19 protein-coding genes and 2 pseudogenes are annotated in these 21,962 nt (G+C 69.6%); 4 read left to right on the forward strand and 17 right to left on the reverse strand.

What is annotated here, in order from left to right:
* Positions 1-85: 85 nt before the first annotated feature.
* The 3 genes from ON21_RS16475 to ON21_RS16485 form a co-directional block, all read right to left on the reverse strand.
* A complete protein-coding gene (locus ON21_RS16475) occupies positions 86-1,024 on the reverse strand; it encodes an esterase/lipase family protein (RefSeq protein ID WP_039798990.1) in 939 nt (312 codons plus the stop codon).
* 129 nt (positions 1,025-1,153) lie between these two features.
* Complete coding sequence (locus ON21_RS16480; RefSeq protein ID WP_039798913.1) at positions 1,154-1,795, reverse strand: PadR family transcriptional regulator; 642 nt, start codon at positions 1,793-1,795, stop codon at positions 1,154-1,156.
* A 103-nt stretch (positions 1,796-1,898) separates the two neighbouring features.
* Entirely contained in the window at positions 1,899-2,477 is a 579-nt protein-coding gene (locus ON21_RS16485) for a TetR/AcrR family transcriptional regulator (RefSeq protein WP_039798914.1), read from the reverse strand.
* A 74-nt stretch (positions 2,478-2,551) separates the two neighbouring features.
* Here ON21_RS16485 and ON21_RS16490 point away from each other — a divergent pair, with 74 nt between their 5' ends.
* The gene (locus tag ON21_RS16490) at positions 2,552-3,394 is read left to right on the forward strand and encodes an SDR family oxidoreductase (RefSeq protein WP_039798915.1); all 843 of its coding nucleotides are present in this window, start codon (positions 2,552-2,554) and stop codon (positions 3,392-3,394) included.
* Between the two features lie 79 nt (positions 3,395-3,473).
* On the opposite strand, the pseudogene ON21_RS36530 reads toward ON21_RS16490, so the two are convergent.
* From ON21_RS36530 to pyrR, 14 genes and pseudogenes are all read right to left on the reverse strand, one after another.
* Positions 3,474-5,112, reverse strand: a pseudogene (locus ON21_RS36530) (primosomal protein N'); the annotation flags it as partial.
* Positions 5,113-5,718: 606 nt separating this feature from the next.
* Positions 5,719-6,054 (reverse strand): annotated as a pseudogene (locus ON21_RS38475) (primosomal protein N' family DNA-binding protein); the annotation flags it as partial.
* An 88-nt stretch (positions 6,055-6,142) separates the two neighbouring features.
* Positions 6,143-7,354, reverse strand: a complete 1,212-nt coding sequence (gene metK / locus ON21_RS16500) for a methionine adenosyltransferase (RefSeq protein ID WP_039798916.1) — start codon at positions 7,352-7,354, stop codon at positions 6,143-6,145.
* 229 nt (positions 7,355-7,583) lie between these two features.
* Positions 7,584-8,807, reverse strand: a complete 1,224-nt coding sequence (gene coaBC / locus ON21_RS16505; protein WP_039798917.1) for a bifunctional phosphopantothenoylcysteine decarboxylase/phosphopantothenate--cysteine ligase CoaBC — start codon at positions 8,805-8,807, stop codon at positions 7,584-7,586.
* 43 nt (positions 8,808-8,850) lie between these two features.
* Complete coding sequence (gene rpoZ / locus ON21_RS16510) at positions 8,851-9,132, reverse strand: DNA-directed RNA polymerase subunit omega (protein ID WP_039798918.1); 282 nt, start codon at positions 9,130-9,132, stop codon at positions 8,851-8,853.
* 136 nt (positions 9,133-9,268) lie between these two features.
* Complete coding sequence (gmk, locus tag ON21_RS16515; protein ID WP_039798920.1) at positions 9,269-9,853, reverse strand: guanylate kinase; 585 nt, start codon at positions 9,851-9,853, stop codon at positions 9,269-9,271.
* 8 nt (positions 9,854-9,861) lie between these two features.
* Positions 9,862-10,182 carry an integration host factor, actinobacterial type gene (mihF, locus tag ON21_RS16520; RefSeq protein WP_028476708.1) on the reverse strand — a complete coding sequence of 107 codons (321 nt, stop codon included), beginning with the start codon at positions 10,180-10,182 and terminating at the stop codon, positions 9,862-9,864.
* A gap of 569 nt (positions 10,183-10,751) precedes the next feature.
* Positions 10,752-11,576, reverse strand: coding sequence for an orotidine-5'-phosphate decarboxylase (gene pyrF, locus ON21_RS16525; RefSeq protein ID WP_039798991.1), 825 nt, complete (start codon positions 11,574-11,576; stop codon positions 10,752-10,754).
* Between the two features lie 25 nt (positions 11,577-11,601).
* On the reverse strand, positions 11,602-14,910 hold the full coding sequence (gene carB / locus ON21_RS16530) for a carbamoyl-phosphate synthase large subunit (RefSeq protein WP_039798921.1): 3,309 nt from the start codon (positions 14,908-14,910) through the stop codon (positions 11,602-11,604).
* On the reverse strand, positions 14,910-16,022 hold the full coding sequence (carA, locus tag ON21_RS16535; protein WP_039798922.1) for a glutamine-hydrolyzing carbamoyl-phosphate synthase small subunit: 1,113 nt from the start codon (positions 16,020-16,022) through the stop codon (positions 14,910-14,912). The genes carB and carA overlap by 1 nt, the downstream gene beginning before the upstream one ends.
* Complete coding sequence (locus tag ON21_RS16540) at positions 16,019-16,540, reverse strand: PH-like domain-containing protein (RefSeq protein WP_039798923.1); 522 nt, start codon at positions 16,538-16,540, stop codon at positions 16,019-16,021. The genes carA and ON21_RS16540 overlap by 4 nt, the downstream gene beginning before the upstream one ends.
* Before the next feature lie 38 nt (positions 16,541-16,578).
* Positions 16,579-17,895 (reverse strand): dihydroorotase, encoded by a 1,317-nt coding sequence (locus ON21_RS16545; RefSeq protein ID WP_039798925.1) that lies wholly within the window; start codon positions 17,893-17,895, stop codon positions 16,579-16,581.
* A 19-nt stretch (positions 17,896-17,914) separates the two neighbouring features.
* Positions 17,915-18,874: an aspartate carbamoyltransferase catalytic subunit gene (locus ON21_RS16550; protein ID WP_039798926.1), complete on the reverse strand. Its 960-nt coding sequence runs from the start codon at positions 18,872-18,874 to the stop codon at positions 17,915-17,917.
* Between the two features lie 43 nt (positions 18,875-18,917).
* The gene (pyrR, locus tag ON21_RS16555; RefSeq protein WP_039798927.1) at positions 18,918-19,550 is read right to left on the reverse strand and encodes a bifunctional pyr operon transcriptional regulator/uracil phosphoribosyltransferase PyrR; all 633 of its coding nucleotides are present in this window, start codon (positions 19,548-19,550) and stop codon (positions 18,918-18,920) included.
* 362 nt (positions 19,551-19,912) lie between these two features.
* Between pyrR and ON21_RS16560 the strand changes: the two genes are divergently transcribed.
* From ON21_RS16560 to ON21_RS16570, 3 genes are read left to right on the forward strand one after another with little or no spacing between them, the layout of a single operon-like run.
* Positions 19,913-20,539 (forward strand): alpha-ketoglutarate-dependent dioxygenase AlkB, encoded by a 627-nt coding sequence (locus tag ON21_RS16560; protein ID WP_039798929.1) that lies wholly within the window; start codon positions 19,913-19,915, stop codon positions 20,537-20,539.
* Between the two features lie 57 nt (positions 20,540-20,596).
* Positions 20,597-21,046 (forward strand): SgcJ/EcaC family oxidoreductase, encoded by a 450-nt coding sequence (locus ON21_RS16565; protein WP_051020871.1) that lies wholly within the window; start codon positions 20,597-20,599, stop codon positions 21,044-21,046.
* Positions 21,047-21,089: 43 nt separating this feature from the next.
* Positions 21,090-21,803, forward strand: coding sequence for an HD domain-containing protein (locus tag ON21_RS16570; RefSeq protein WP_039798932.1), 714 nt, complete (start codon positions 21,090-21,092; stop codon positions 21,801-21,803).
* The last annotated feature ends 159 nt before the right edge of the window (positions 21,804-21,962 follow it).

The raw sequence follows: 21,962 nt of genomic DNA on the forward strand, positions 1-21,962 counted from the left end.
TCGATTCAATCACTGATTGAATCGACGTTTCAGGCAGAACTCGACGGCGCCGCCGAGCTCGGCGCCTCGGGCCGTACCAGCTCCGTCAGGAATGGCCCGCGATGATCACTTGCGGAATACCGGTGCCGAGCGGAACAGGCCGGCACACCGGGGCCGGGCTGCCCGGATCCAGCACGGTGAGCAGCAACTCCTGCACGAACGGGTCGTACACCATGTGGAAGTGCCCGGTGAGGTCGGCGGGACACAGGTCTTGCAGGGCGATGTTGCGCGCGCCCGGCCCGCGCAGCGCGATGTTCTCGAACGGCTGGATCATCTCGTCGACACGGCTGCCGACGGTCACGTACCGCACCCCGGGCACCGTGTCGCCGCCCGCGTTGAGATCGAGCATGATCGGCGACCCCTCCGCCTGCTGCACGGCCGCCAGCGAAGTCACCTGGGCGAACGCATCGAGAGCGCCGGGGATCGCCTCGGCGACCGGCACCAGTCCGTACATCACTCCGCCATAGCTGGGCGATGCGAGGCCGACCCATTGTTCGACCTTGGGCGCACCGCCCAGCTTGTTGACGTAGTAGCGAGTCACGTTGGCGCCCTGCGAGAACCCGACCAGATCGACCTTGCCCGCGTGGGTCGCCGCGAGCACTTGATCGACGAACGCGCCTACCTGATAGGCACTGAGCACCAGATCCTCGGTGCCGTAACTGTGCGCGCCCGGCTTGCCGCCGTAGTTCAGCGCGAACACGCAGAACCCCGCCGCGGTCAGCTGCGGCGCGATCCCCGACCAGTCGGAATAGGCCGTGGAGTCGGTCCCGTGCGCGAGCACGACCGGACTAGGATGCCGGGCACTGGGCACGCAACCGAAATCGTTGGTACCGCTCGGGACCGCGTTCGGATGACTCTTCTGATACCACGCGGCGGCCAGGTGGTCCGGCTGCGGTGGAGCGGCGTATGTCGGCACGTCGGGCGGGCGGTAACCGAGCGGTTCGGCCGACGCCACGCCCGGGCCGAGCGCGGCCACGCCGGCCATCACGAAGGCCAGCACGGCACCACGCAAGTGTGAAACGCCCCAAGTTCCCGCACGGATCGACTGTCGCATCTCACAATGATCCCTCCGATCAGCTCGAAATGCGCGCGGTATAGGGGTGTTTCACCTCCCCTACTTCTCGGGGGTCTCATCCTCGGCGAGGATGCGGTAGAGGGACTTGCGGGTCTCGGTGAGCAGCTCCGCCGCCCGCGCCGCCTGCTGCGGAGTACCGGCCGCCGCGACCTGGGCCACCGCCCCCATCAGCTGGCCGACGAGTGCGCGCAGGTCCATCGCCTGAGCGCCGACGTCCTGCTGCACGTCCGCCCACGGATCGCCCAGCTCGTCCCGGTGCGCGGCGACGTACTCGGTGCCCGACTCGGTGAGCTTCGCGGTCTTGCGCCCGGCGACCTTCTCGATGAGAACGAGACCCTCGTCTTCCAGCTGCGCCAGCGCGGGGTAGATCGATCCGGGGCTCGGCCGCCAGATGTCGTTGCTGCGCTCGCGGATCTGCTGAATGAGTTCGTAACCGTGCATGGGCTGCTCGGTGAGCAGCAACAACACGGCGGCGCGAACGTCACCGCGCCTGCCTCGGCCGCCACGTCCGCGTCCGCGGCCGAAGTGCGGGCCGAAACCGGGCCCGAACCCCGGCCCGAACTCGGGGCCGAATCCGTGGCGCCCGCCGCGGCGGAAGCGCCGCCCGTGTTCGAAGCCCTCGTGACCGGGCAGCGGCCCGCGACCGCGCCGGCCGAATTCTCGATGTTCTCGGTGTTCCATGTCAGCCTCCCAAGGCTCTCGTGTTCGATTCATGCTATCGACGATATATCGGCAATGCATCGAGCGCAAGGGCCGGTTTTCGGCACCCTCGCCCGACCGGAGCTCAGCTCACCAGCGAGTCGATCCAGCGCGACAACCGCGCACCTTCGGTGACCATCAGTTCCGGATCGCGAAAAGTGTTGGTGAGCAGGGATATTCCTTGATATGCCGCGACATAGGCGATGGCGAGCTCCTTTGCGTCCGCGCGCCCCATCGCGGCGAACTGCCGTTCGGCCCAATCCACCAGCACGCGCATGACCTCGGCGGCCGCGGTGTCCAGCCCGTCGTCCCGCTTGTCCAATTCCGAAGACAGAGTGCCGAAGGGGCAGCCGTAACGCACAGTCTGCTCACGATCGGCCACCCATCCCGCGATCAGGGCCTTCAGGCGCCCGGACGGGGTCTCCTGCCGCTCGCTCGCGGCGATCACCGCGTCGAGGATGCGCGCGTGCGAGCCGATCGCCGCCTCGATGAGTTGGTCTTTCGTCTTGAAGTAGTAGTAGACGTTGCCGACCGGAACGTCCGCGGCGCGGGCGATGTCGGCGATCGTCGTCTTCTCCACGCCCTGGTGATGGAACACCCGCACCGCGGCTTCGACCAGCCGCTCCCGCTTGCCCGATCCGGCCTTCGCCTGTGAGTCAGTCACACAACTAACTGTAGACAGCGTGGCGGCGATCAGCTACGTTCTTTTTAGTCAGCCAACTAACTAAGGAGTTAACGATGATCGTGGTCACCGGAGCCACCGGAAATATCGGCGCGCCTCTCGTCCGCTTGCTGGCCGACGCCGGCGAGGAAGTGACAGCCGTGGCGCGGCATACGGACCTTTCGCTACCCGAGGGAGTCCGATCGGCTCGGGCCGATCTGGGCGAGCCGGAAAGCCTCTCCCCCGCTGTCAAGGGAGCCGACACACTGTTTCTCCTGATCGCCGGTGAGCAGTTGGTGGCGGGTCCGGAACCCGAGCAGGTGCTGAAAGTCGCGGCGGCGGGAGGCGTGCGGCGCGTGGTGTTCGTGTCCTCGCAGGGCGTTGCCACCCGCCCGGACGCGGCGGGCTACGCCCGGCTGTTCAACTACGAACAGGCGATCAGGGACTCGGGGCTGGCCTGGACCATTCTTCGGCCCGGCGGGTTCTTCTCCAACACTTACGCGTGGGCGGAGGCGGTACGCACGCAGCGTATGGTCGCCGCGCCGTTCGGCGACGTCGGTCTTCCCTCGATCGATCCGGCCGATATCGCCGCGGTGGCCGCGGCGGCGTTGCGCGACGACCGACACGCAGGACAGGTCTACACCTTGACCGGACCAGAACTCGCCACCCCGCGCGCTCAGGCCGAGGCGCTCGGCGCGGCGGTCGGCGAGCCGCTCCGTTTCGTGGAATTGACTCGAGCACAGGCCGGTTCGGCAATGCGCGAGTTCATGCCCGAGCCGGTGGTCGAGCACACGTTGACCATCCTCGGCGAGCCGACACCCGCCGAGCAGCGGATCAGCCCCGACGTGCCGCGCGTGCTCGGGCGCCCGGCCACGAGATACGCCGAGTGGGCCGTCCGCAATCGAGCGGCCTTTGCCTGAAGCTCGGCCGAGCGCTGCGCTGTCGCAAGATGATCGCCGGCTTCGACGGCAGCGGTGGAGCCACCGACTCCGGTCGCCGTCAGCCGATGTCGGCGGGGTCGATCTGCACGCGGAGGGGGGCGTCCGAGCGGTGCGTACTGCGCACCGCTTGGGCCGCGCGCAGGGCACGCGCGAGCGCGGCTCCGGATCGGCGGTCGACCCGCAGCAGCAAGCGCTCGACCTCAGCAGGCGCATCGCCGGAGGAAAACGGTTTACGGGCGCTGTCCGGCAGCGGCACCGGTCCGAGGCGGTCGACGGTGGCGGGCAGGTCCGCCGCCGAGAGCAGTTCGGCGATGGTGTCGGCGGTGCCGTCGATCGCGGCGAGACGGACGGCGGGCGGGAAGCCGACCTCGGCCCGCGCCGCGACCTCCGCACGCGCGGCGCCAACGGGATCCCACCGGACCAGGGCCTGCACCGTCGGGATCGAGGGCTCGGCCATGACGATGACCTGGCCGTGCGCGCGGACCAGCGCCGCGGCGGCCATCCAGCGGCGCAGCGCGTCCTCGGCGGCCCGCAGGTCGGCACGGCCGAGCAGCGCCCAGCCGTCGAGCAGCAGCGCTACGCCGTAGCCGCCGGGGACCACGGGCTCGGCGCCGACCGTGGCGACGACCACCTGCGGACCCGGCTCCACGGTGTCGAGCACGGCGCCGCCGCCGGAACCGCGGATCGGCACGCCGGGAAAAGCACGGCCGAGTTCCTCCGCCGTGCGCGTGGCTCCGATCACCACGGCGCGCAGTGCGCGCGACCCGCAGGTGGTGCAACGGAACGCGGCCTCGGTGATCCCGCACCAACGGCAAGCGGGACTCCGCGCGGTCGCGCCCGGGTCGGCTGCCGATCCGCGCGGTCCGCGAGCTTCCGGCAGGGCGAGCGGCCCGTTGCAGTGTCGGCATCGGGCAGGAGTGCGACATTTCCCGCAGGCCAGCGCGGGAATGTACCCGCGGCGCGGGACCTGCACCAGCACCGGTGCGCCTTCCTTCAGCGCGGCGCGGGCAGCCGCGAAAGCGACGCCGGGGACTCGGACCGCACGCGCGACCGGATCGCGTTCCAGCGCTATCTCGCTGTCACCGGGGGCACTGATGCGGGGCGCGGCCTTGCGTAGCATCGCGCGATCGGCGACCAGATCGTGCGCCCAGCCGGAATCGACGACCGCTTGGATCTCGGCGGTGCGCGCGAAACCCGCCGCGACGAAGGCCGCACCGGTTTCGTGCGCCCGCAGCATCGCCACCTCTCGCGCGTGCGGATACGGCGCGCGCGGTTCGGCGTAGGTGTCGTCACCGTCGTCCCACAGCGCGATCAGCCCGAGATCCACCGCCGGCGCGAACACGGCGCTGCGCGTGCCCACCACCACCCGCGCCGAGCCGCGCAGCACCGCGAGCCAAACGCCGGTACCGAGCCGCGGGACCGAGACCGGCGGACAGCCCGACAGCCGAGTCCCCCACCAACCGAACGCATTCCGTCAGGACTCGATCGAGATCGCGCTGGTCGGGGACCATGAGGATCGCGCTGCGCCCCTGCCGGGCCACCACAGCGGCGAGTTCCGCCAGCCGCCGGGGCCAGTCCTCGCCGGGCAGCGCCTGCCAAGCCGCACGCGCCCCTTTTCGTTGGGCGAGAGCATCGACGAACGCCGCACCGTGGACGTACCGTTCCCAGGGCGCGACATCTATCGCCGGAAACGCCGGATCGACACGGACAGTCGGGTTTTCGACGTCGCCGCTGGCCGCCCCCGCACCGCTGGCCTCCCCGGCACCCCTGACCTCCCCCGCGCCGCTGACCTCCCCGGCACCGCTTGCCTCCCCGGCGCCGATGACCGTCCTCGCACTGCCTGCCTTTGCGGCGCCGCTCGCCTCCCTCCCGCGGGCCTCACCGCGAACCTCCACGGCGCCGCTGCTCGTCTCCACCGCGCCGTTGGCCTCCCCCGCTCCGCGAGCCTCCCTGGTACCGCTTACCTGCCCCGCACCGCGAGCCGCCCCCACGGCGCTTGATCCCTCTTCCAGACGCGCACGTGGTGACGGCCCGGCGGCGAACCTCTCATCGCTCTCCGGCGCGGGCACATGTCGGCCGGTGCTCATGCTCGCGCGCTTCGAATCCGCCGCAGCGCCACCTTCCGAGGCAACGCCGCTCACGTCCGTCGAATCAGCTTGCATGACAGGGGATGCCGGCGATGCGACGGCCAACTCCCCGGCGGACACGGAACTTGCGGCGTCCGACTGCGCGGGACCGGTTGCGGTACTGGGGTTCTCGTTCGCGGAATCGGCTCGTGCCGCAGCGGACTTCGTCGCGCGACCGGATTCGGTGCGGGCGTGGCGCGGTGGTATCGCCAGACGCAGGACATCGGCGCGCGTGCCCGCGTAACGGGCGGCGACCTTGCCTGCCAAGTCCAGGATCTCCGGAGTCAGCACACGTTCGCCGGAGACGACGCGTTCCAGCTTGACCAGCTTGCCGCCGTGGTCGCTGTGCCGCGATCGGGCCAGGAGATAGCCGTCGACCAGCCGACCGGCGAAACGAACCCGCACCCGGACCCCCGGCTGGGCGAGTTCGTCCAGCTCGGGGGGCACCAGGTAGTCGAAGTCGCGGTCGAGATGCGCGGGCGAGAGCAGCGGAAGCACTCGGGCGATCGGCAGCTCGACGCCTGCGGGACCCGCGGCCGGATGGTCCGCCTCGGTGGCGGGGGCGTCCGCCGCGGGTTCGTTCACTCGGACCTGATCGAGGTCAGAGTCCGACGGCGGCGCGCAGCTTGTCCGCGCGGTCGGTGTGCTCCCACGGCAGGTCGACGTCGGTGCGGCCGAAGTGGCCGTACGCGGCGGTCGGCGCGTAGATCGGGCGCAGCAGGTCCAGATCGCGGATGATGGCGCCGGGACGCAGGTCGAAGACCTCGGTGATCGCGGTGCTGATGCGCGCCGGGTCGACCTTCTCGGTGCCGAAGGTCTCGACGAACAAGCCGACCGGAGCCGCCTTGCCGATCGCGTAGGCCACCTGGACCTCGACGCGGTCGGCCAGATCGGCCGCGACGACGTTCTTCGCGACCCAGCGCATGGCGTAGGCGGCGGAGCGGTCCACCTTCGACGGGTCCTTGCCGGAGAAGGCGCCGCCACCGTGGCGGGCCATGCCGCCGTAGGTGTCGACGATGATCTTGCGGCCGGTCAGGCCCGCGTCGCCCATCGGGCCGCCGAGCACGAACTTGCCGGTGGGGTTGACCAGCAGGCGGATGTCGGAGATGTCCAGGCTGGGCAGCTCGAGGTCGGCGAGCACCGCGTCGAGGACCTTCTCGCGGATGTCGGGGGCGAGCAGGTTGTCCAGGTCGATGTCGGCGGCGTGCTGGGTGGAGACGACCACCGTGTCCAAGCGGACCGGGCGATCACCGTCGTATTCGATGGTGACCTGGGTCTTGCCGTCCGGGCGCAGGTAGGGCAGCACGCCGGTCTTGCGCACCTCGGTCAGGCGGCGCGACAACCTGTGCGCGAGCGCGATCGGCAGCGGCATCAGCTCGGGGGTGTCCTTGGTGGCGTAACCGAACATCAGGCCCTGGTCGCCCGCGCCCTGCCGCTCGATTTCGTCGTCGGAGCCGCCGAGACGCGCCTCGTGGGAGGTGTCCACACCCTGGGCGATATCCGGCGACTGCGCGCCGATCGCGATATTCACACCGCAGGAATTTCCGTCGAAACCCTTTGCCGACGAGTCATATCCGATTTCCAGGACTTTTTCCCGGACAATTCGGGGAATATCGGCGTACGCCGACGTGGTGACCTCACCCGCGACATGGACCTGGCCGGTCGTCACGAGGGTTTCCACCGCGACCCGGCTGCGCGGATCCTCCGCGAGCAACGCGTCGAGAATGGAATCGCTGATGGCATCACAGATTTTGTCCGGATGACCTTCGGTCACGGACTCGCTGGTGAAAAGCCGGCTCCCGGACGTGCGCACAGTTCTTCCCTCTCCCTCAACGGGTTACTCGTATCGGCTTGCGACAGTAACGCGATGTCGTGACTGCGCAACCCTTATATCTCAGCCTATTCCAAATCACCGACAGGGCGGACCTCAACGCCGCGGCCATACCGGGCAGCTGAACTTCCGGTGTCCCGGCGGTGCCGAATCGATGACGGCGCCGCGAACGACGGACCGGATGGCAATCCTGGCAGGGCCGGAGCCCGGCTCAGCGCAGCAACACGCTCAGCGCGTCGAGCACGCGGCTGGCCAGCAATGCCTTGGAGCCGTGATCGAGCGCCTGTTCGGTGCCGTCCGCGCCGAGCAGCCAGCCGTCGTTGGTGTCCACCTCGAACGCTTTACCCTCGCCGACCGCGTTGACCACGAGCAGGTCGCAGCCCTTGCGTGCGAGCTTGGCCCGCGCGTGGGTGAGGACGTCGCCGTGCTCGTCACCGGTCTCGGCGGCGAAGCCGACGATCGCGGTGCCGGGCAACTGCCCGTCGCGTCGCGCCTGTACCAGCCCGGCGAGGATGTCGTCGGTCTTGGTCAGCGGAATGACGTCGGGCTCGCCGGCGCCCTTCTTGATCTTGGCGGCGGCGACGTTGGTCGGCCGGAAATCGGCGACCGCCGCGGCCATGATCACCGCGTCGGCGCCGACGGCGTGCTTGTCGACGGCGGTCTTCAGCTGTTCGGCGGTGGTGATGTGCACCAGGTCGACGGCGGCGGGCGCCGCCATCTCGATCGTGTTGCCCGCGATCAACGTCACGTGGGCGCCGCGCTGGGCCGCGACCCGCGCGAGCGCGTAGCCCTGCTTACCGGAGCTGCGGTTGCCCAGGAAACGCACCGGATCCAACGGCTCCCTGGTGCCGCCCGCCGTGATGACGACCCGGCGGCCCTCCAGATCCCGTTGAATCGCGTCGGCACGCTCCATGAGCAGCGACGCCAGACCGAAGATCTCCTCGGGCTCGGGCAGGCGTCCGGGGCCGGTGTCGGCGCCGGTGAGCCGGCCCGCCGCGGGCTCCATGACGATCGCACCGCGGGCGCGCAAGGTCGCGACGTTGGCGACGGTCGCGGGATGCTCCCACATCTCGGTGTGCATCGCGGGCGCGAACAAGATCGGACATCGGGCCGTCAGCAACGTGGCGGTGAGCAGGTCGTCGGCGCGGCCGGACGCGGCACGGGCCATGAGGTCGGCGGTCGCCGGGGCGATGACCACCAGGTCCGCCTCCTGGCCCAGGCGAACATGCGGGACCTCCGGCACGTCGGAGAACACACCGGTGTGCACCGGGTTCCCGGACAGTGCCTCGAAGGTCGCCTTGCCGACGAACTCCAGCGCCGAGGCGGTGGGGATCACCCGGACGTCATGTCCGGTCTCGGTGAATCGCCGGACCAGAGAGCACGCCTTGTAGGCGGCGATGCCTCCGGCCACACCGACGACGATCCTTGTGGTCACTACGCCTCCGGCCTAGTCGTGGTCACGGCGAACCGGGTTCGCCTCACTCGCCTTCGGAGTGCTCGAGCAGGTCGGAGTGGATTTCGCGCAGGGCGACCGACAGCGGCTTCTCCTGCAGACCCGGCTCGACCAGCGGGCCGACGTACTCGAGGATGCCGTCGCCGAGCTGGTTGTAGTAGTCGTTGATCTGCCGTGCGCGCTTGGCCGCGTAGATGACCAGGGCGTACTTGGACGACGTGCGCTCCAGCAACTCGTCGATCGGCGGGTTGGTGAGGCCGACCGGCGTGTCGTAGGCGGGCGCGGTCTTGGTGTCCGTACTGCTCACTAGGGAGACTCCTGCTGTGTGGTCTGTGGCATGAACGAGGTCACTCATGCTGGAGTGGATGGCGCATGCGCGAAGGGCCCGACGTCGTTACGCAGGCTACCTCCTCCGGGCCTGATCGCTCATGCGCAGGTGGGGGTCACGAACTCGAATTTGTGCTAACGAACAACGATACCAACTGCTCACAGGCGCTGGTCACCTCGTCGTTGACGATAACTATGTCGAACTCGTCACAGGCCGCCAGCTCGGTCCTGGCCGTTTCCAAGCGGCGCTCGATCACCTCGGGCGACTCGGTGCCGCGCGAGGTCAGTCGCGCGACCAACTCGTCCCAGCTCGGCGGGGCCAGAAAGACCAGGATCGCTTCGGGGATCGCCCGGCGCACCGATCGCGCGCCCTCGAGATCCACTTCGACCAGTACCGGAAGGCCCTCCGCCAGCGCGGCGCGCACCGGGCCCGCGGGAGTGCCCGAACGCTGCAACCCGCCGTGGATTTCCGCCCACTCGAGCAGTTCACCCGCCTCGATCATCGCGTCGAACTCCGCACGGGAGACGAAGTGGTAGTCGAGGCCGTCGACCTCCCCGGGCCGCGGGGCCCGGGTCGTTGCCGACACGCTGAAGACCAGATCGGGCAGTCGTTCGCGGACACAGCGGACCACGGTGGACTTGCCCACGGCCGAGGGGCCGACCAGTACGACCAGTCGACCCTTCCGCGTGTGTTCGATCACCCTCGTCGTCAGGCGTCGAAGTCGAACCGGGCCAGCAGCGCCTTGCGCTGCCGGTCGCCGAGTCCGCGCAGCCGCCGGGTGGGGGCGATCTCCAGCTCGCTCATGATTTCCGCCGCCTTGACCTTGCCCACCTTCGGCAGGGCCTCCAGCAGCGCCGACACCTTCATCTTGCCGAGGATCTCGTCGGTCTCGGCGTCGGTGAGGACCTGCTTCAGGTTGGTGCCGCCACGCTTCAAGCGCTCCTTGAGCTCCGCCCGAGCGCGGCGAGCGGCAGCCGCCTTCTCCAAAGCAGCGGCGCGCTGCTCGTCAGTCAGCTGGGGAAGGGCCACGGTTCCTCCGTCTCATCGTTCATTGCATCAACTCCTGCCGGTAACCCGGCAGTCTCAGCGACCGTACCCACGACGTCCGCCGATTGCGAACCCACCCCCCAGGTCAGCGCATGATTCCGGGTGGGGACCGCACCCCGGCGGCCCCGCGCCGGTCCCGTCCGCGCCACCGAGCGCATCGCGGTGCCGGACCAGCGAAATATGCCGCCAGCAGGGCGTTTTCGACAAACCGAATGGTTTGCGGAAGGGTTGCGGCACGGCAGCGCATCTCTCCAGCAACCCTGCGCGCGCCCTACCAGGAACTTTCTGGAAATTCTCCGCGTGTCGCGAGTTTTTTGCGCGTGTCGGGCGTCACATTGCAGCCATTCGGGCGGCGATGACTCGGCATCCGGTGCCGGATGGTTGCCCTGTACGTCGGCCCAGGAGCGGTGCCACCATCGGTGCACCGATCGGGCCAGAAATCAGCGCAGGAGCGCGCACAGACCCCGCTAATGGGCACGTGTGTGCGAACACCTGCACGCACAGAGACCCGAAACGACGAAGGCCGGCGCGGATGCGCCGGCCTTTCGCGGTCACTTCTGGAGGAACGCGAACGCGTCCTGGAAAGCGTGCACTCTGGCACGCAGTGCCGGAACGGTCGGTCCGTCCCGCAGCACCTCGCGCGAGACGTTCGGCACGACGGCCCCGAGCATCGGCTCGGGGACCAGGTCCCGGATCGTTTCCGGGCCGCCGCCCTGGGCGCCCACCCCGGGCATCAGGACCGGGCCGTTGAGCGCGGAGAGGTCGGGCGCCTCGCTGAGCGTGGCGCCGACCACCACGCCGACCGAGCCGAACTCCACGCCCGCGTTGCGAGCCGCCGCCTCGTCGACCATGGTCTGCGCGACCGTGCGGCCCTGCGCGGCGACCGCCCGCTGCACCTGCGCTCCCTCGGGGTTCGAGGTCGCCGCGAGCACGAAGACGCCGCGGTGGCCCACCTCGGCGAGCGTCAGCGCCGGTGCCAACGAACCGAATCCCAGGTACGGCGACACCGTGACCGCGTCGGACCCCAGCGGCCCGTCGGCCAACCAGGTCCGCGCGTAGGCGTCCATGGTGGACCCGATATCGCCGCGTTTGGCGTCGGCGAGCACCAGGGTCCCCGAGGCCCGCAACACCTCGATGGTGCGCTCCAGGACCGCGATGCCGCCGGAGCCGTGGGCTTCGAAGAACGCGACCTGCGGCTTGACCAGCGCGACGAGGCCGTCGAAAGCCTCCACGCAGATCTCGGCGAACCGCTCGAGCCCCTCGACGTCCTCGGTCAGTCCCCAGGACCGCAGCAGCTGCGGGTGCGGGTCGATACCGACGCACACCGGCCCCAGATGCCGCATCGCATGTCGCAAGCGGTCGCCGAAGGTCTTCATCTCACCCGTTCCGTCCGGCCGCGGCTCACCCACGCAGCACCGAGTGCAGTTCCTGCAGCGACCGCACGCCGATGCCACCGTTGATGCTGGCCTCGATGCCCTGCACCGCGGCCGCCGCACCCTGCACGGTGGTGATGCACGGGATGTTCACCCCGACCGCCGCGCTGCGGATCTCGTAGCCGTCCACGCGGGGGCCGGAGTTGCCATAGGGCGTGTTGAACACCATGTCGACCTCGCCGTCGCGGATCTGCTCCACGATCGTCGGCTCGTCGTCCGGCCGCACCTCGGAGTGCTTGCGCACCTGCTCGCACGGAATTCCGTTGCGGCGCAGCATTTCCGCCGTGCCCTCGGTGGCGAGGATGCGGAAGCCGAGGTCGTGCAGGCGCTTCACCGGGAAGACCATCGCGCGCTTGTCCCGGTTGGCGATCGAGACGAACACGGTGCCCTCGGTGGGCAGCGAACCGTAGGCGGCGGTCTGGCTCTTGGCGAAGGCGGTGCCGAAATCGGCGTCGATGCCCATCACCTCGCCGGTCGACTTCATCTCCGGCGACAGCAGCGAATCCACGCCGCTGCCGTCGGCGCGCCGGAAGCGGTGGAACGGCAGCACGGCCTCCTTGACCGCGACCGGTGCGTCCAGCGCGACGTGCCCGCCGTCGCCCTCGCTCGGCAGCATGCCCTCCTTGCGGAGTTCGGCGATGGTGGCGCCGAGCATGATCCGCGCGGCGGCCTTGGCCAGCGGCACCGCGGTGGCCTTGGACACGAACGGAACCGTCCGGCTGGCGCGCGGATTGGCCTCCAGCACGTAGAGCACGTCGTCCTTGAGCGCGTACTGCACGTTGAGCAGGCCGCGCACGCCGATGCCCTTGGCCAGCGCGACGGTCGAGCGGCGCACCGCCTCGATGTCGCTGCGGCCCAGCGTGATCGGGGGCAGCGCGCAGGCGGAGTCGCCGGAGTGGATGCCCGCCTCCTCGATGTGCTCCATCACGCCGCCGAGGTAGACCTCCTCGCCGTCGCACAGCGCGTCGACGTCGATCTCGATCGCGTCCTCCAGGAACCGGTCGACCAGCACCGGGTGCTCGGGGCTGAGCTCGGTCGCGCGGGAGATGTAGCCCTCCAGGGAGTTCTCGTCGTAGACGATCTCCATGCCACGGCCGCCGAGCACGTAGGACGGGCGCACCAGCACCGGGTAGCCGATGTCGGCGGCGATCTTGCGCGCCTGCGCGAAGGTGGTCGCGGTGCCGTACTTGGGCGCGGGCAGCCCGGCCGCGACCAGCACGTCACCGAACTCGCCGCGGTCCTCGGCCAGGTCGATGGCGGCCGCGCTGGTGCCGACCACCGGCACGCCCGCCGCGGTGAGCCGTTGCGCGAGGCCGAGCGGGGTCTGCCCGCCCAGCTGCACGATGACGCCCGCGACGGTGCCGGACTCGCATTCGGCGTGGTAGACCTCCAGCACGTCTTCGAAGGTCAGCGGCTCGAAGTAGAGGCGATCGGCGGTGTCGTAGTCGGTGGAGACGGTCTCGGGGTTGCAGTTGACCATCACCGTCTCGTAACCGGCCCGCGACAGCGTCTGCGCCGCGTGCACGCACGAGTAGTCGAACTCGATGCCCTGGCCGATGCGGTTGGGCCCGGACCCGAGAATGATCACCTTCTCGCGTTCGCGCTGCGGCGCCACCTCGGACTCGGCCGCGGGATCGAGCTCGTAGGCCGAGTAGTGGTACGGGGTCTTGGCCTCGAACTCGGCGGCGCAGGTGTCGACCGTCTTGAAGACCGGACGGATGCCGAGCCGGTGGCGCAGGGCGCGCACACCGCTCTCCCCCGCCAGCTCGGGCCGCAGCGCGGCCAGCTGACGATCCGACAGGCCGTAGTGCTTGGCCCGGCGCAGCAGCGGTTCGTCCAGCACGGGCGCGTCGAGGATCTCCTGGCGCAGCTCGACCAGACCGGCCACTTCGGCCACGAACCACGGGTCGATGCCGGAGGCCGCGGCGACGTCCTCGATGCTCGCGCCCAGTCGCAGCGCGCGTTCCACCTGGTAGATGCGCCCCTCGGTGGGCGTCCGCAGATCCTCGAGGATCGCCTCGACGTCGGTCCACGCGCCGTCGTCCTGGGTCCAGAAGCCCGCGGCCTTGGTCTCCAGCGAGCGCAGCACCTTGCCGAGCGCCTCCGAGAAGTTGCGGCCGAGGGACATGGCCTCGCCGACGGACTTCATGGTGGTGGTCAGTGTGCCGTCGGCGCCGGGGAACTTCTCGAACGCGAACCGCGGCGCCTTGACGACCACGTAGTCGAGGGTCGGCTCGAAGCAGGCCGGGGTTTCCTTGGTGATGTCGTTGACGATCTCGTCGAGCGTGTAACCGATGGCCAGCTTGGCGGCGATCTTCGCGATCGGGAAGCCGGTCGCCTTCGACGCCAGCGCGGACGAACGCGACACGCGCGGATTCATCTCGATGACGATCAGGCGGCCGTCGAGCGGGTTCACCGCGAACTGGATGTTGCAGCCGCCGGTGTCGACGCCGACCTCGCGCAGGATGGCGATGCCGAGGTCGCGCAGCTTCTGGTACTCGCGGTCGGTGAGCGTCATCGCCGGGGCGACGGTCATCGAGTCACCGGTGTGCACGCCCATCGGGTCGACGTTCTCGATCGAGCAGACCACCACGACGTTGTCGCGGCCGTCGCGCATCAGCTCGAGCTCGTATTCCTTCCAGCCGAGGATGGACTCCTCGATCAGGACGTTCGCGGTGGGTGAGGCGGCCAGGCCGCCGCCCGCGATGCGATCGAGGTCCTCCTCGTTGTAGGCCATGCCGGAACCGAGGCCGCCCATGGTGAACGACGGGCGCACCACCACGGGGTAGCCGAGTTCGGCGACCGTCTCGCGGACCTCGTCCATGGTGAAGCAGACGCGCGAGCGGGCGCTCTCGCCGCCCACCTTGGCCACGATGTCCTTGAACTTCTGCCGGTCCTCACCGCGCTGGATGGCGTCGAAGTCGGCGCCGATGAGCTCGACGCCGTACTTCGCCAGCACACCGCGCTCGTGCAGCGCGACCGCGGTGTTCAGCGCGGTCTGACCGCCGAGAGTGGCCAGGATGGCGTCCGGACGCTCCTTCTCGATGACCTTCTCGACGAACTCCGGCGTGATCGGCTCCACGTAGGTGGAGTCGGCGAACTCCGGATCGGTCATGATCGTCGCCGGGTTCGAGTTGACCAGCGACACCCGCAGGCCCTCGGCCCGCAGCACCCGGCACGCCTGCGTGCCGGAGTAGTCGAATTCGCACGCCTGGCCGATGACGATCGGGCCAGAACCGATCACCAGGATGTGCTCGAGATCCTCGCGGCGAGGCATCAGGCTCCTTCCATGAGACCGGCGAAACGGTCGAACAGGTACGCGGCGTCGTGGGGTCCGGCGGCGGCTTCCGGGTGGTACTGCACGGAGAAGGCGCGGCCGTCGACCAGCCGGACGCCCTCGACCGTGCCGTCGTTGGCGCAGACGTGACTCACCTCGGCCGTGCCGAAGGGAGTATCGAACCGCTCGCCCCGCTCGCCCTCCAGCGCGAACCCGTGGTTCTGCGCGGTGATCGAGATCCGGCCGGTTTCGTGCTCCACCACGGGGATGTTGATCCCGCGGTGGCCGAACTTCATCTTGTAGGTGCCCCGGCCGAGCGCGCGGCCGAGGATCTGGTTGCCGAAGCAGATGCCGAACAGCGGCAGGCCCTCGCCCAGCACGCCACGGGTCAGCTCGACCGCCGCGTCGGCGGTGGCCGGATCGCCGGGACCGTTGGACAGGAAGACCCCGTCCGGCTTCAGCTCGAGGATCTGATCCAGCGTGGTGGTCGAGGAGACCACGTGCACCCGCATGCCGCGCTGCGCGAACATGCGCGGGGTGTTGGTCTTGATCCCGAGATCGACCGCGACGACCGTGCGGCGGTGTTCGCCGTCCGGCTCGATCGTGTAGAGCGCGTCGGTGCTCACCTCGCCCGCGAGGTCGGCGCCCAGCATGGACGGCTGACCGTTGACCCGGTCCACCAGTTCCTCCGCGGCGGCCAGCGCGTCGCCGGAGAAGATGCCCGCCTTCATCGAACCCCGGGTGCGCAGGTGACGCACCAGCGCGCGGGTGTCGATGCCCGCGATGCCGACGATCCGCTGACGTTCCAGTTCGTCCGGCAGCGTCTTGGTGGCGCGCCAGTTGGACGCGCGCCGCGCCGGGTCGCGCACCGCGTAGCCGGCGACCCAGATCTTCGTCGACTCGTCGTCCTCGTCGTTCCAGCCGGTGTTGCCGATCTGCGGAGCGGCGGCCACCACGATCTGGCGGTGGTAGGACGGGTCGGTGAGGGTCTCCTGGTACCCGGTCATCGCGGTGCAGAACACCGCCTCACCGAGCGTCTGGCCCACGGCGCCGTAGGCCTGGCCGCGGAACACCCGGCCGTCCTCCAGCACGAGCGCTGCTTCTCCTGTCATCCCTCGTCATCTCCCGTCATCGTCCCGCTCTGATCCGCCGCGGGAAGCCTGCGCCAAGCCGGGTAGACCGACTTGTCGTCGCCGCGGAAACCCGTATCGATCTCGGTTCCGGTCGGCAGCTTCCAGCGAATGACCAGCACACCATCTTCCGTCATCACTTTGCCCGCATGGCCGCGCTCGGTGCGCACCGCGGTGACGGATTCCTCCGGAATCCAGATCACCGTCGCACCGTCGCGTTCGAGCAGAATTCCCTTTTCGAACCGCGTGAGTTCCGCGGTGGCCCGGAAACCCAGGTCGCCCACCGTGATCCGGTCCTGCCAGCTCGGCGCGATGGTGCTGCCCAGGTACAGGCCGGTGGTCGGCTCCAGTACCTGCGCGCCCAGTTCGGCGGGTACGGCGGGCAGCGCGCCGATGCGCTCGGCCTGTCGCGCCGCGCGGTTGCGCCAGCCCCGGTACATCAGCCAGAGGCAGGCCGCGAACAGCACCAGCAGCCCGACCACCCAGAGCGTTCTCTCCACTACGAACCTCCTCGAACGGCTGCGCCTCGGTCGCTCATCTACGCCTCCGCCCGGTCGGTCAGCGCCTTGCCGTCCCTGGCGGTGACCCGGCCGCGCAGCAGCGTCGCGGTCACCCTGGCCGGGAAGGTCATCGCCTCGAACGGCGTGTTGTTCGAGATGCTGGCCAGGTCCTCGCCACGCACCGTCCAGCTCGCCTTCGGGTCGACCAGCGTCAGGTTGGCCGGCTCCCCGACCTCGAGCGGCCTGCCGTGCTCGTCCAAGCCGACGATCGCGGCCGGGCGCTCGCTCATCACGCGGGCGACGCCGCGCCAGTCCAGCAGCCCCGGCTCGACCATGGTCTGCACGATGATCGACAGCGCCGTCTCCAGCCCCAGCATGCCGGGCCGCGCCGCGGCGAACTCGCAGCACTTGTCCTGCTCGGCATGCGGCGCGTGGTCGGTGGCGACGCAATCGATGATGCCCTCGGCCAGCGCCCGGCGCAGCGCGGCGGCGTCGGACGCCTCGCGCAGCGGCGGGTTGACCTTGTTGACCGCGTCGTAGGTCTCCAACCGGGAGTCGTCCAGCAGCAGATGGTGCGGGGTGACTTCGGCGGTGATCGAGATGCCCTGGGACTTGGCCCATTTCACCAGTTCCACGGTGCCTGCGGTGGAGGCGTGGCAGATGTGCACGCGGGCGCCCGCGTCCCGCGCGAGCAGGGCGTCGCGAGCCACGATCGACTCCTCGGCCGCGCGCGGCCAGCCGGCCAGCCCCAGCCGGGCCGCGGTCGGTCCCTCGTGCGCGATGGCGCCCTTGGTCAGCCTGGGCTCCTCCGCGTGCTGGGCGATCAGCACGCCGAGCGAGTTCGCGTACTCGAGTGCCCTGCGCATGATCAGCGGGTCGTAGACGCAGTGACCGTCGTCGGAGAACATGCGCACCGCGCCGACGCCCGCGGCCATGGTGCCCATCTCGGCGAGCTGTTCGCCCCGCAGCCCGACGGTGACCGCGCCGACCGGATACACGTCGACCAGGCCGACCTCACGGCCCCTGCGCCACACATGGTCGGTGACGACCACCGAGTCGGCGACCGGGCTGGTGTTGGCCATCGCGAACACGGCGGTGTATCCGCCGAGCGCGGCGGCGGCCGAACCGGTCTCGATGGTCTCGGTGTCTTCGCGGCCCGGTTCACGCAGGTGGGTGTGCAGGTCGACGAAGCCGGGCAGCAGGATCTGGCCCTGCGCGTCGATGATGTCGGCGTCGACCACGCCCAGATCGGTACCGATCTGACGGATCTCCCCGTCGGCGACGAGCACGTCGACCGGCTCGCCTTCGCCGTACAGCAGCGCGCCCTTGATCAGAACGGTCGTGTTCGCACTCATGCTGCGTCCTCTCCGGCCCTCATGCCACTGCCTCCTGAGTCCCGACCAGCAGGCGGAACAGCACCGCCATCCGCATGTGCACCCCGTTGGTGACCTGTTGCAGCACAGCGGCCTTCGGCGAGTCCGCGACGGAGGACGCGATTTCCATGCCGCGCAGCATCGGGCCGGGGTGCAGCACGACGGCGTGGTCTTCCAGCAGAGCCAGCCTGCGCTCGGACAGTCCGTAGGTCACCGCGTACTCGCGGGCCGACGGGAAGAATCCGCCGTTCATCCGCTCCGCCTGCACACGCAGCATCAACACCGCGTCGGCGCCGAGCAGTTCGGCGTCCAAGTGGTGCGAGACGCGGGCGGGCCAGGTCTCCACGCCGATCGGCAGCAGCGTGCGCGGGGCGACCAGCACGACCTCGGCGCCGAGCGTGGCCAGCAGGAACACGTTCGATCGCGCGACTCGGCTGTGCAAGATGTCACCGACGATGACCACTCGCTTGCCCTCGATGTCGCCGAGCCGCTGCCGGAGGGTCAGCGCGTCCAGCAAAGCCTGGGTCGGGTGCTCGTGCGTCCCGTCGCCCGCGTTGACGACCGCCGGGCCGGATCCGCGCCCCGCCGAGACCGCCCACTCGTCCATCCAGCGCGCGATCTGGTGCGCGGCGCCGGAAGCCGGATGCCGCACGATCAGCGCGTCCGCTCCCGCCGCGTGCAGCGTCAGCGCGGTGTCGCGCAGCGACTCACCCTTGGCGACCGAGGAACTGCTCGCGCTCACGTTGATCACGTCCGCGCTCATCCATTTGCCCGCCACCTCGAACGAGACCCGGGTCCGGGTCGAGTTCTCGTAGAAGACCGTCATCACGGTGCGCCCACGCAACGTGGGCAGCTTGTGCACCTCGCGGCCGAGCAGCGCCTGTTCGAACCGCTCGGCCTCGTCGAGCAGCTCGTTCGCGGCGGCGCGATCCAGCGCGGCGACCGACAGCAGATGCCTCACGCGCCTGCCTCCTGCCGTGAGCCGGCGTGTGGCAGCCGATTCATCACGCCTCCTCCTGGTGCAGGTAGACGCCGTCCCGGCCGTCGTGTTCGGTCAGCAGCACCGAGATGTCCTCGGAGCGGTTGGTCGGCACGTTCTTGCCCACGTAGTCGGCGCGGATCGGAAGCTCCCGGTGACCGCGGTCGATGAGTACCGCCAGCTGCACCGCGCGCGGGCGGCCCAGGTCACGCAGGCCGTCGAGCGCGGAGCGGACGGTGCGACCGGAGAACAGCACGTCGTCGACCAGGACCACCAGCGCGTCCTCGATGCCGCCTTCCGGTACCGAGGTGCGCTCCAGTGGCCGGTGCGGACGGCTGCGCAGATCGTCGCGGTAGAGGGTGATGTCGAGCGAGCCCAGAGCCGGGCGGACGCCGGAGAATTCCTCGATCTTGCCGGTGAGCCGCGCGGCGAGGGTGGTGCCACGGGTGGGGATGCCGATCAGCACCACGCGTGGCGCGTCCGGCTCGCCCGCGTCCAGCGCGGTCTTCTCGATGATCTGGTGCGCGATGCGCGCGATGGTCCGCCCGACATCCGAAGCCGACAACAGCTCTCGTCCCGCCGCCACCCATTCCGGGGTATGTCGCTGCGATGTCTCGGCAGCGCCGGACTTGGCGGCCCGTTCTTCGGGCACGGCCATGCCGACCTCCTTCCCCGCCTCACCGGACGGTCCGTTAAAGGATGTCTTACGGCAAGCAGCGTAGCAGCGCCTCGACCCCCGGTTTCACCAGGTATATCGCGCTGTGAGCGGGGCCACTGACCGATGTGTGGCAGCGGCCGCGCTACCGGCGGACCGCGAGAATCAGACCGAGATCCCGGCTGCCCGATGCGGCCGGACGGTCCAGGGGGTCGTCGTAGCGGCGGTCGAGGCGCGCGATTCCCAGGCACGGATCACCGCCACGCCGATCGCTGGCCTTGCAGTACGCGACATCCTGGCGATATCCGACCGCAGTGACCGAAAACCGCTAGCACATATGTTCGATAAGCGGTACGCTCGGCCGCATGTCCACACCGCTACAGGGATCGCTGCTCGACGGGTTCGGTGACACCGAACTCGGGCCGCTGCGCGACGCGCGCCGCACCGTGCTCGACCGCGGCGCCTGGGTGGATCTGCTGCCCGGCTGGCTTTCGGGCGCGGACGCGCTGTTCGACCGGCTGGTCGACTGCGTGCCGTGGAAAGCCGAGCGCAGGCCGATGTACGACCGCGTGGTCGACGTGCCCCGGCTGCTGCGGTTCTACGCGGAGCACGAACCGCTGCCGGATCCGGCGCTGGCCGACGCGCGCACGGCACTGACCGAGCACTATCGGCACGAACTCGGCGAACCGTTTCGCACCGCGGGCCTGTGCTACTACCGGGACGGGCACGACAGCGTCGCCTGGCACGGCGACAACATCGGCCGCGGCGCCACCCATGACACCATGGTCGCGATCGTGTCGGTCGGCGCGCCGAGAGCTCTGCTGCTGCGGCCGCGCGGCGGCGGTGCGAGCATCAAATACGTTGTCGGACATGGCGATCTGCTCGTCATGGGCGGCTCTTGCCAGCGTACCTGGGAGCACGCGGTGCCCAAGACGCGCAAACCCACCGGTCCGCGGATCAGCATCCAGTACCGCCCGCGCGGTGTCCGCTGACCCGGGCCGTGCGCGCCACCTTGACCTGAACCAACGTTGAGGTCGCAAGCTCGTCGCATGAGTACGACAGCATCCACACCCCCCTTGGTCGAGGACACCACGGTCGACCACTCGGACGACATCGTCGCGATCCGGCAGATCGTCGCCAACGCGGAGACCGGATTCAACACCAATGACGCCGACCTGCTGTCGGCGGATTTCACCGCCAACGCGGCAGTCGTCAACGCCATGGGCACGCTGATCACCGGATTCGACGCGCTGCTCGACTCCAGCCGCAGCGGGCTGGCCGGATTCCTCAAAGACCAGTACGCCCGCTATGAGATCGCCGATATCACGTTCCTGCGCCCGGACGTCGCGATCGCGCACAAACGCGCCTGGGCGACCACATCGGACGGCGAGCTCATCGACCGTGATCACGCCATGATCGCGCTGTATGTCTTCGTCAAGGAGGGCGAGCGCTGGCACATCGCCGCGCGGCAGAACACCTTGGTACCCGAGGCCGAGTGATCGTCGTCCGTCACGTGCCCCCCGCTCCGGTTAGCCTGGCATCATGAGCAATCCAGGGGCGGGGGTCTTGGCCGTGATGCCGCTGCACACGATCAGCGAGGTCTACGGCGAGGCCGGGCTGCGGGAACGACTACTGCTGGAAATCGCCGACCTGCCGGACACGCAGCGCTTGGCGGCGGCCCTCGATCTCGCGGCCGACCTGCATCGCGACGATCGGTACGGCCGCGAGCCGTACCTGAGTCACCTACTGCGCGTGTCGATCCGGATCATCAGCCACTACGAGGTCCGCGATCCCGACGTGGTCGCGGCGGGGCTGTTGCACGACTCGGTCGAGGACCACGCCGCCGAGTTGGCCGCCGATCGCCCCGGCCCCACCGTCGACGCGGCACTGAACGCGCTCACCGATCGGTTCGGTGCGCGAGTGGCCGATCTCGTGGCCGCGGTGACCAACCCCGAACCGGATCCGGCACGTGACCGGCAGGCGCAATACCGCGAGCATGTCGCGACGAATCTGGACCGCGACCCGTGGGCCCGCGTCATCAAGCTCTCCGACTTCACCGACAACGGCGTCGGCATCCTCTACGCCACCGGCCCCGCGATGGCGAAACTCGCCGCCAAGTACCGCCCCCTCACCGATGTGTACCGCGATCTGGTCACCCGGCCGGACACACCGTTGGCCGAACACGTCCGGCAGCACATCCTCGATCAGCTCGACCGGGCCGACGAACGGTTCGAGGCCATTCTGTCGCGAGACTGACGCCACGCGGGCAGGGGCGGATCGAAACTCATGCGGCACAAACCAATCGGTTGACCGAGCGCTCCCTTCTGCGTGCGCCTGCAACGCCCGCCGCGCACTGCTGTGCCGATCAGGACGACATGCCGCCGGAGCCCGGTCGGCACGCGAGCAGACCGTTCA

The organism is Nocardia araoensis NBRC 100135 (assembly GCF_000308435.1).
GTDB lineage: Bacteria > Actinomycetota > Actinomycetes > Mycobacteriales > Mycobacteriaceae > Nocardia > Nocardia araoensis.

Bases quoted from the DNA above. Each gene is read 5' to 3' on its own strand.
- ON21_RS16475 (WP_039798990.1), bottom strand. From the start codon at position 1,024: ATGGCCGGCGTGGCCGCGCTCGGCCCGGGCGTGGCGTCGGCCGAACCG.
- ON21_RS16480 (WP_039798913.1), bottom strand. From the start codon at position 1,795: ATGGAACACCGAGAACATCGAGAATTCGGCCGGCGCGGTCGCGGGCCG.
- ON21_RS16490 (WP_039798915.1), top strand. From the start codon at position 2,552: ATGATCGTGGTCACCGGAGCCACCGGAAATATCGGCGCGCCTCTCGTC.
- pyrF (WP_039798991.1), bottom strand. From the start codon at position 11,576: ATGAAGACCTTCGGCGACCGCTTGCGACATGCGATGCGGCATCTGGGG.
- carB (WP_039798921.1), bottom strand. From the start codon at position 14,910: ATGCCTCGCCGCGAGGATCTCGAGCACATCCTGGTGATCGGTTCTGGC.
- carA (WP_039798922.1), bottom strand. From the start codon at position 16,022: ATGACAGGAGAAGCAGCGCTCGTGCTGGAGGACGGCCGGGTGTTCCGC.
- ON21_RS16545 (WP_039798925.1), bottom strand. From the start codon at position 17,895: ATGAGTGCGAACACGACCGTTCTGATCAAGGGCGCGCTGCTGTACGGC.
- pyrR (WP_039798927.1), bottom strand. From the start codon at position 19,550: ATGGCCGTGCCCGAAGAACGGGCCGCCAAGTCCGGCGCTGCCGAGACA.
- ON21_RS16560 (WP_039798929.1), top strand. From the start codon at position 19,913: ATGTCCACACCGCTACAGGGATCGCTGCTCGACGGGTTCGGTGACACC.
- ON21_RS16565 (WP_051020871.1), top strand. From the start codon at position 20,597: ATGAGTACGACAGCATCCACACCCCCCTTGGTCGAGGACACCACGGTC.
- ON21_RS16570 (WP_039798932.1), top strand. From the start codon at position 21,090: ATGAGCAATCCAGGGGCGGGGGTCTTGGCCGTGATGCCGCTGCACACG.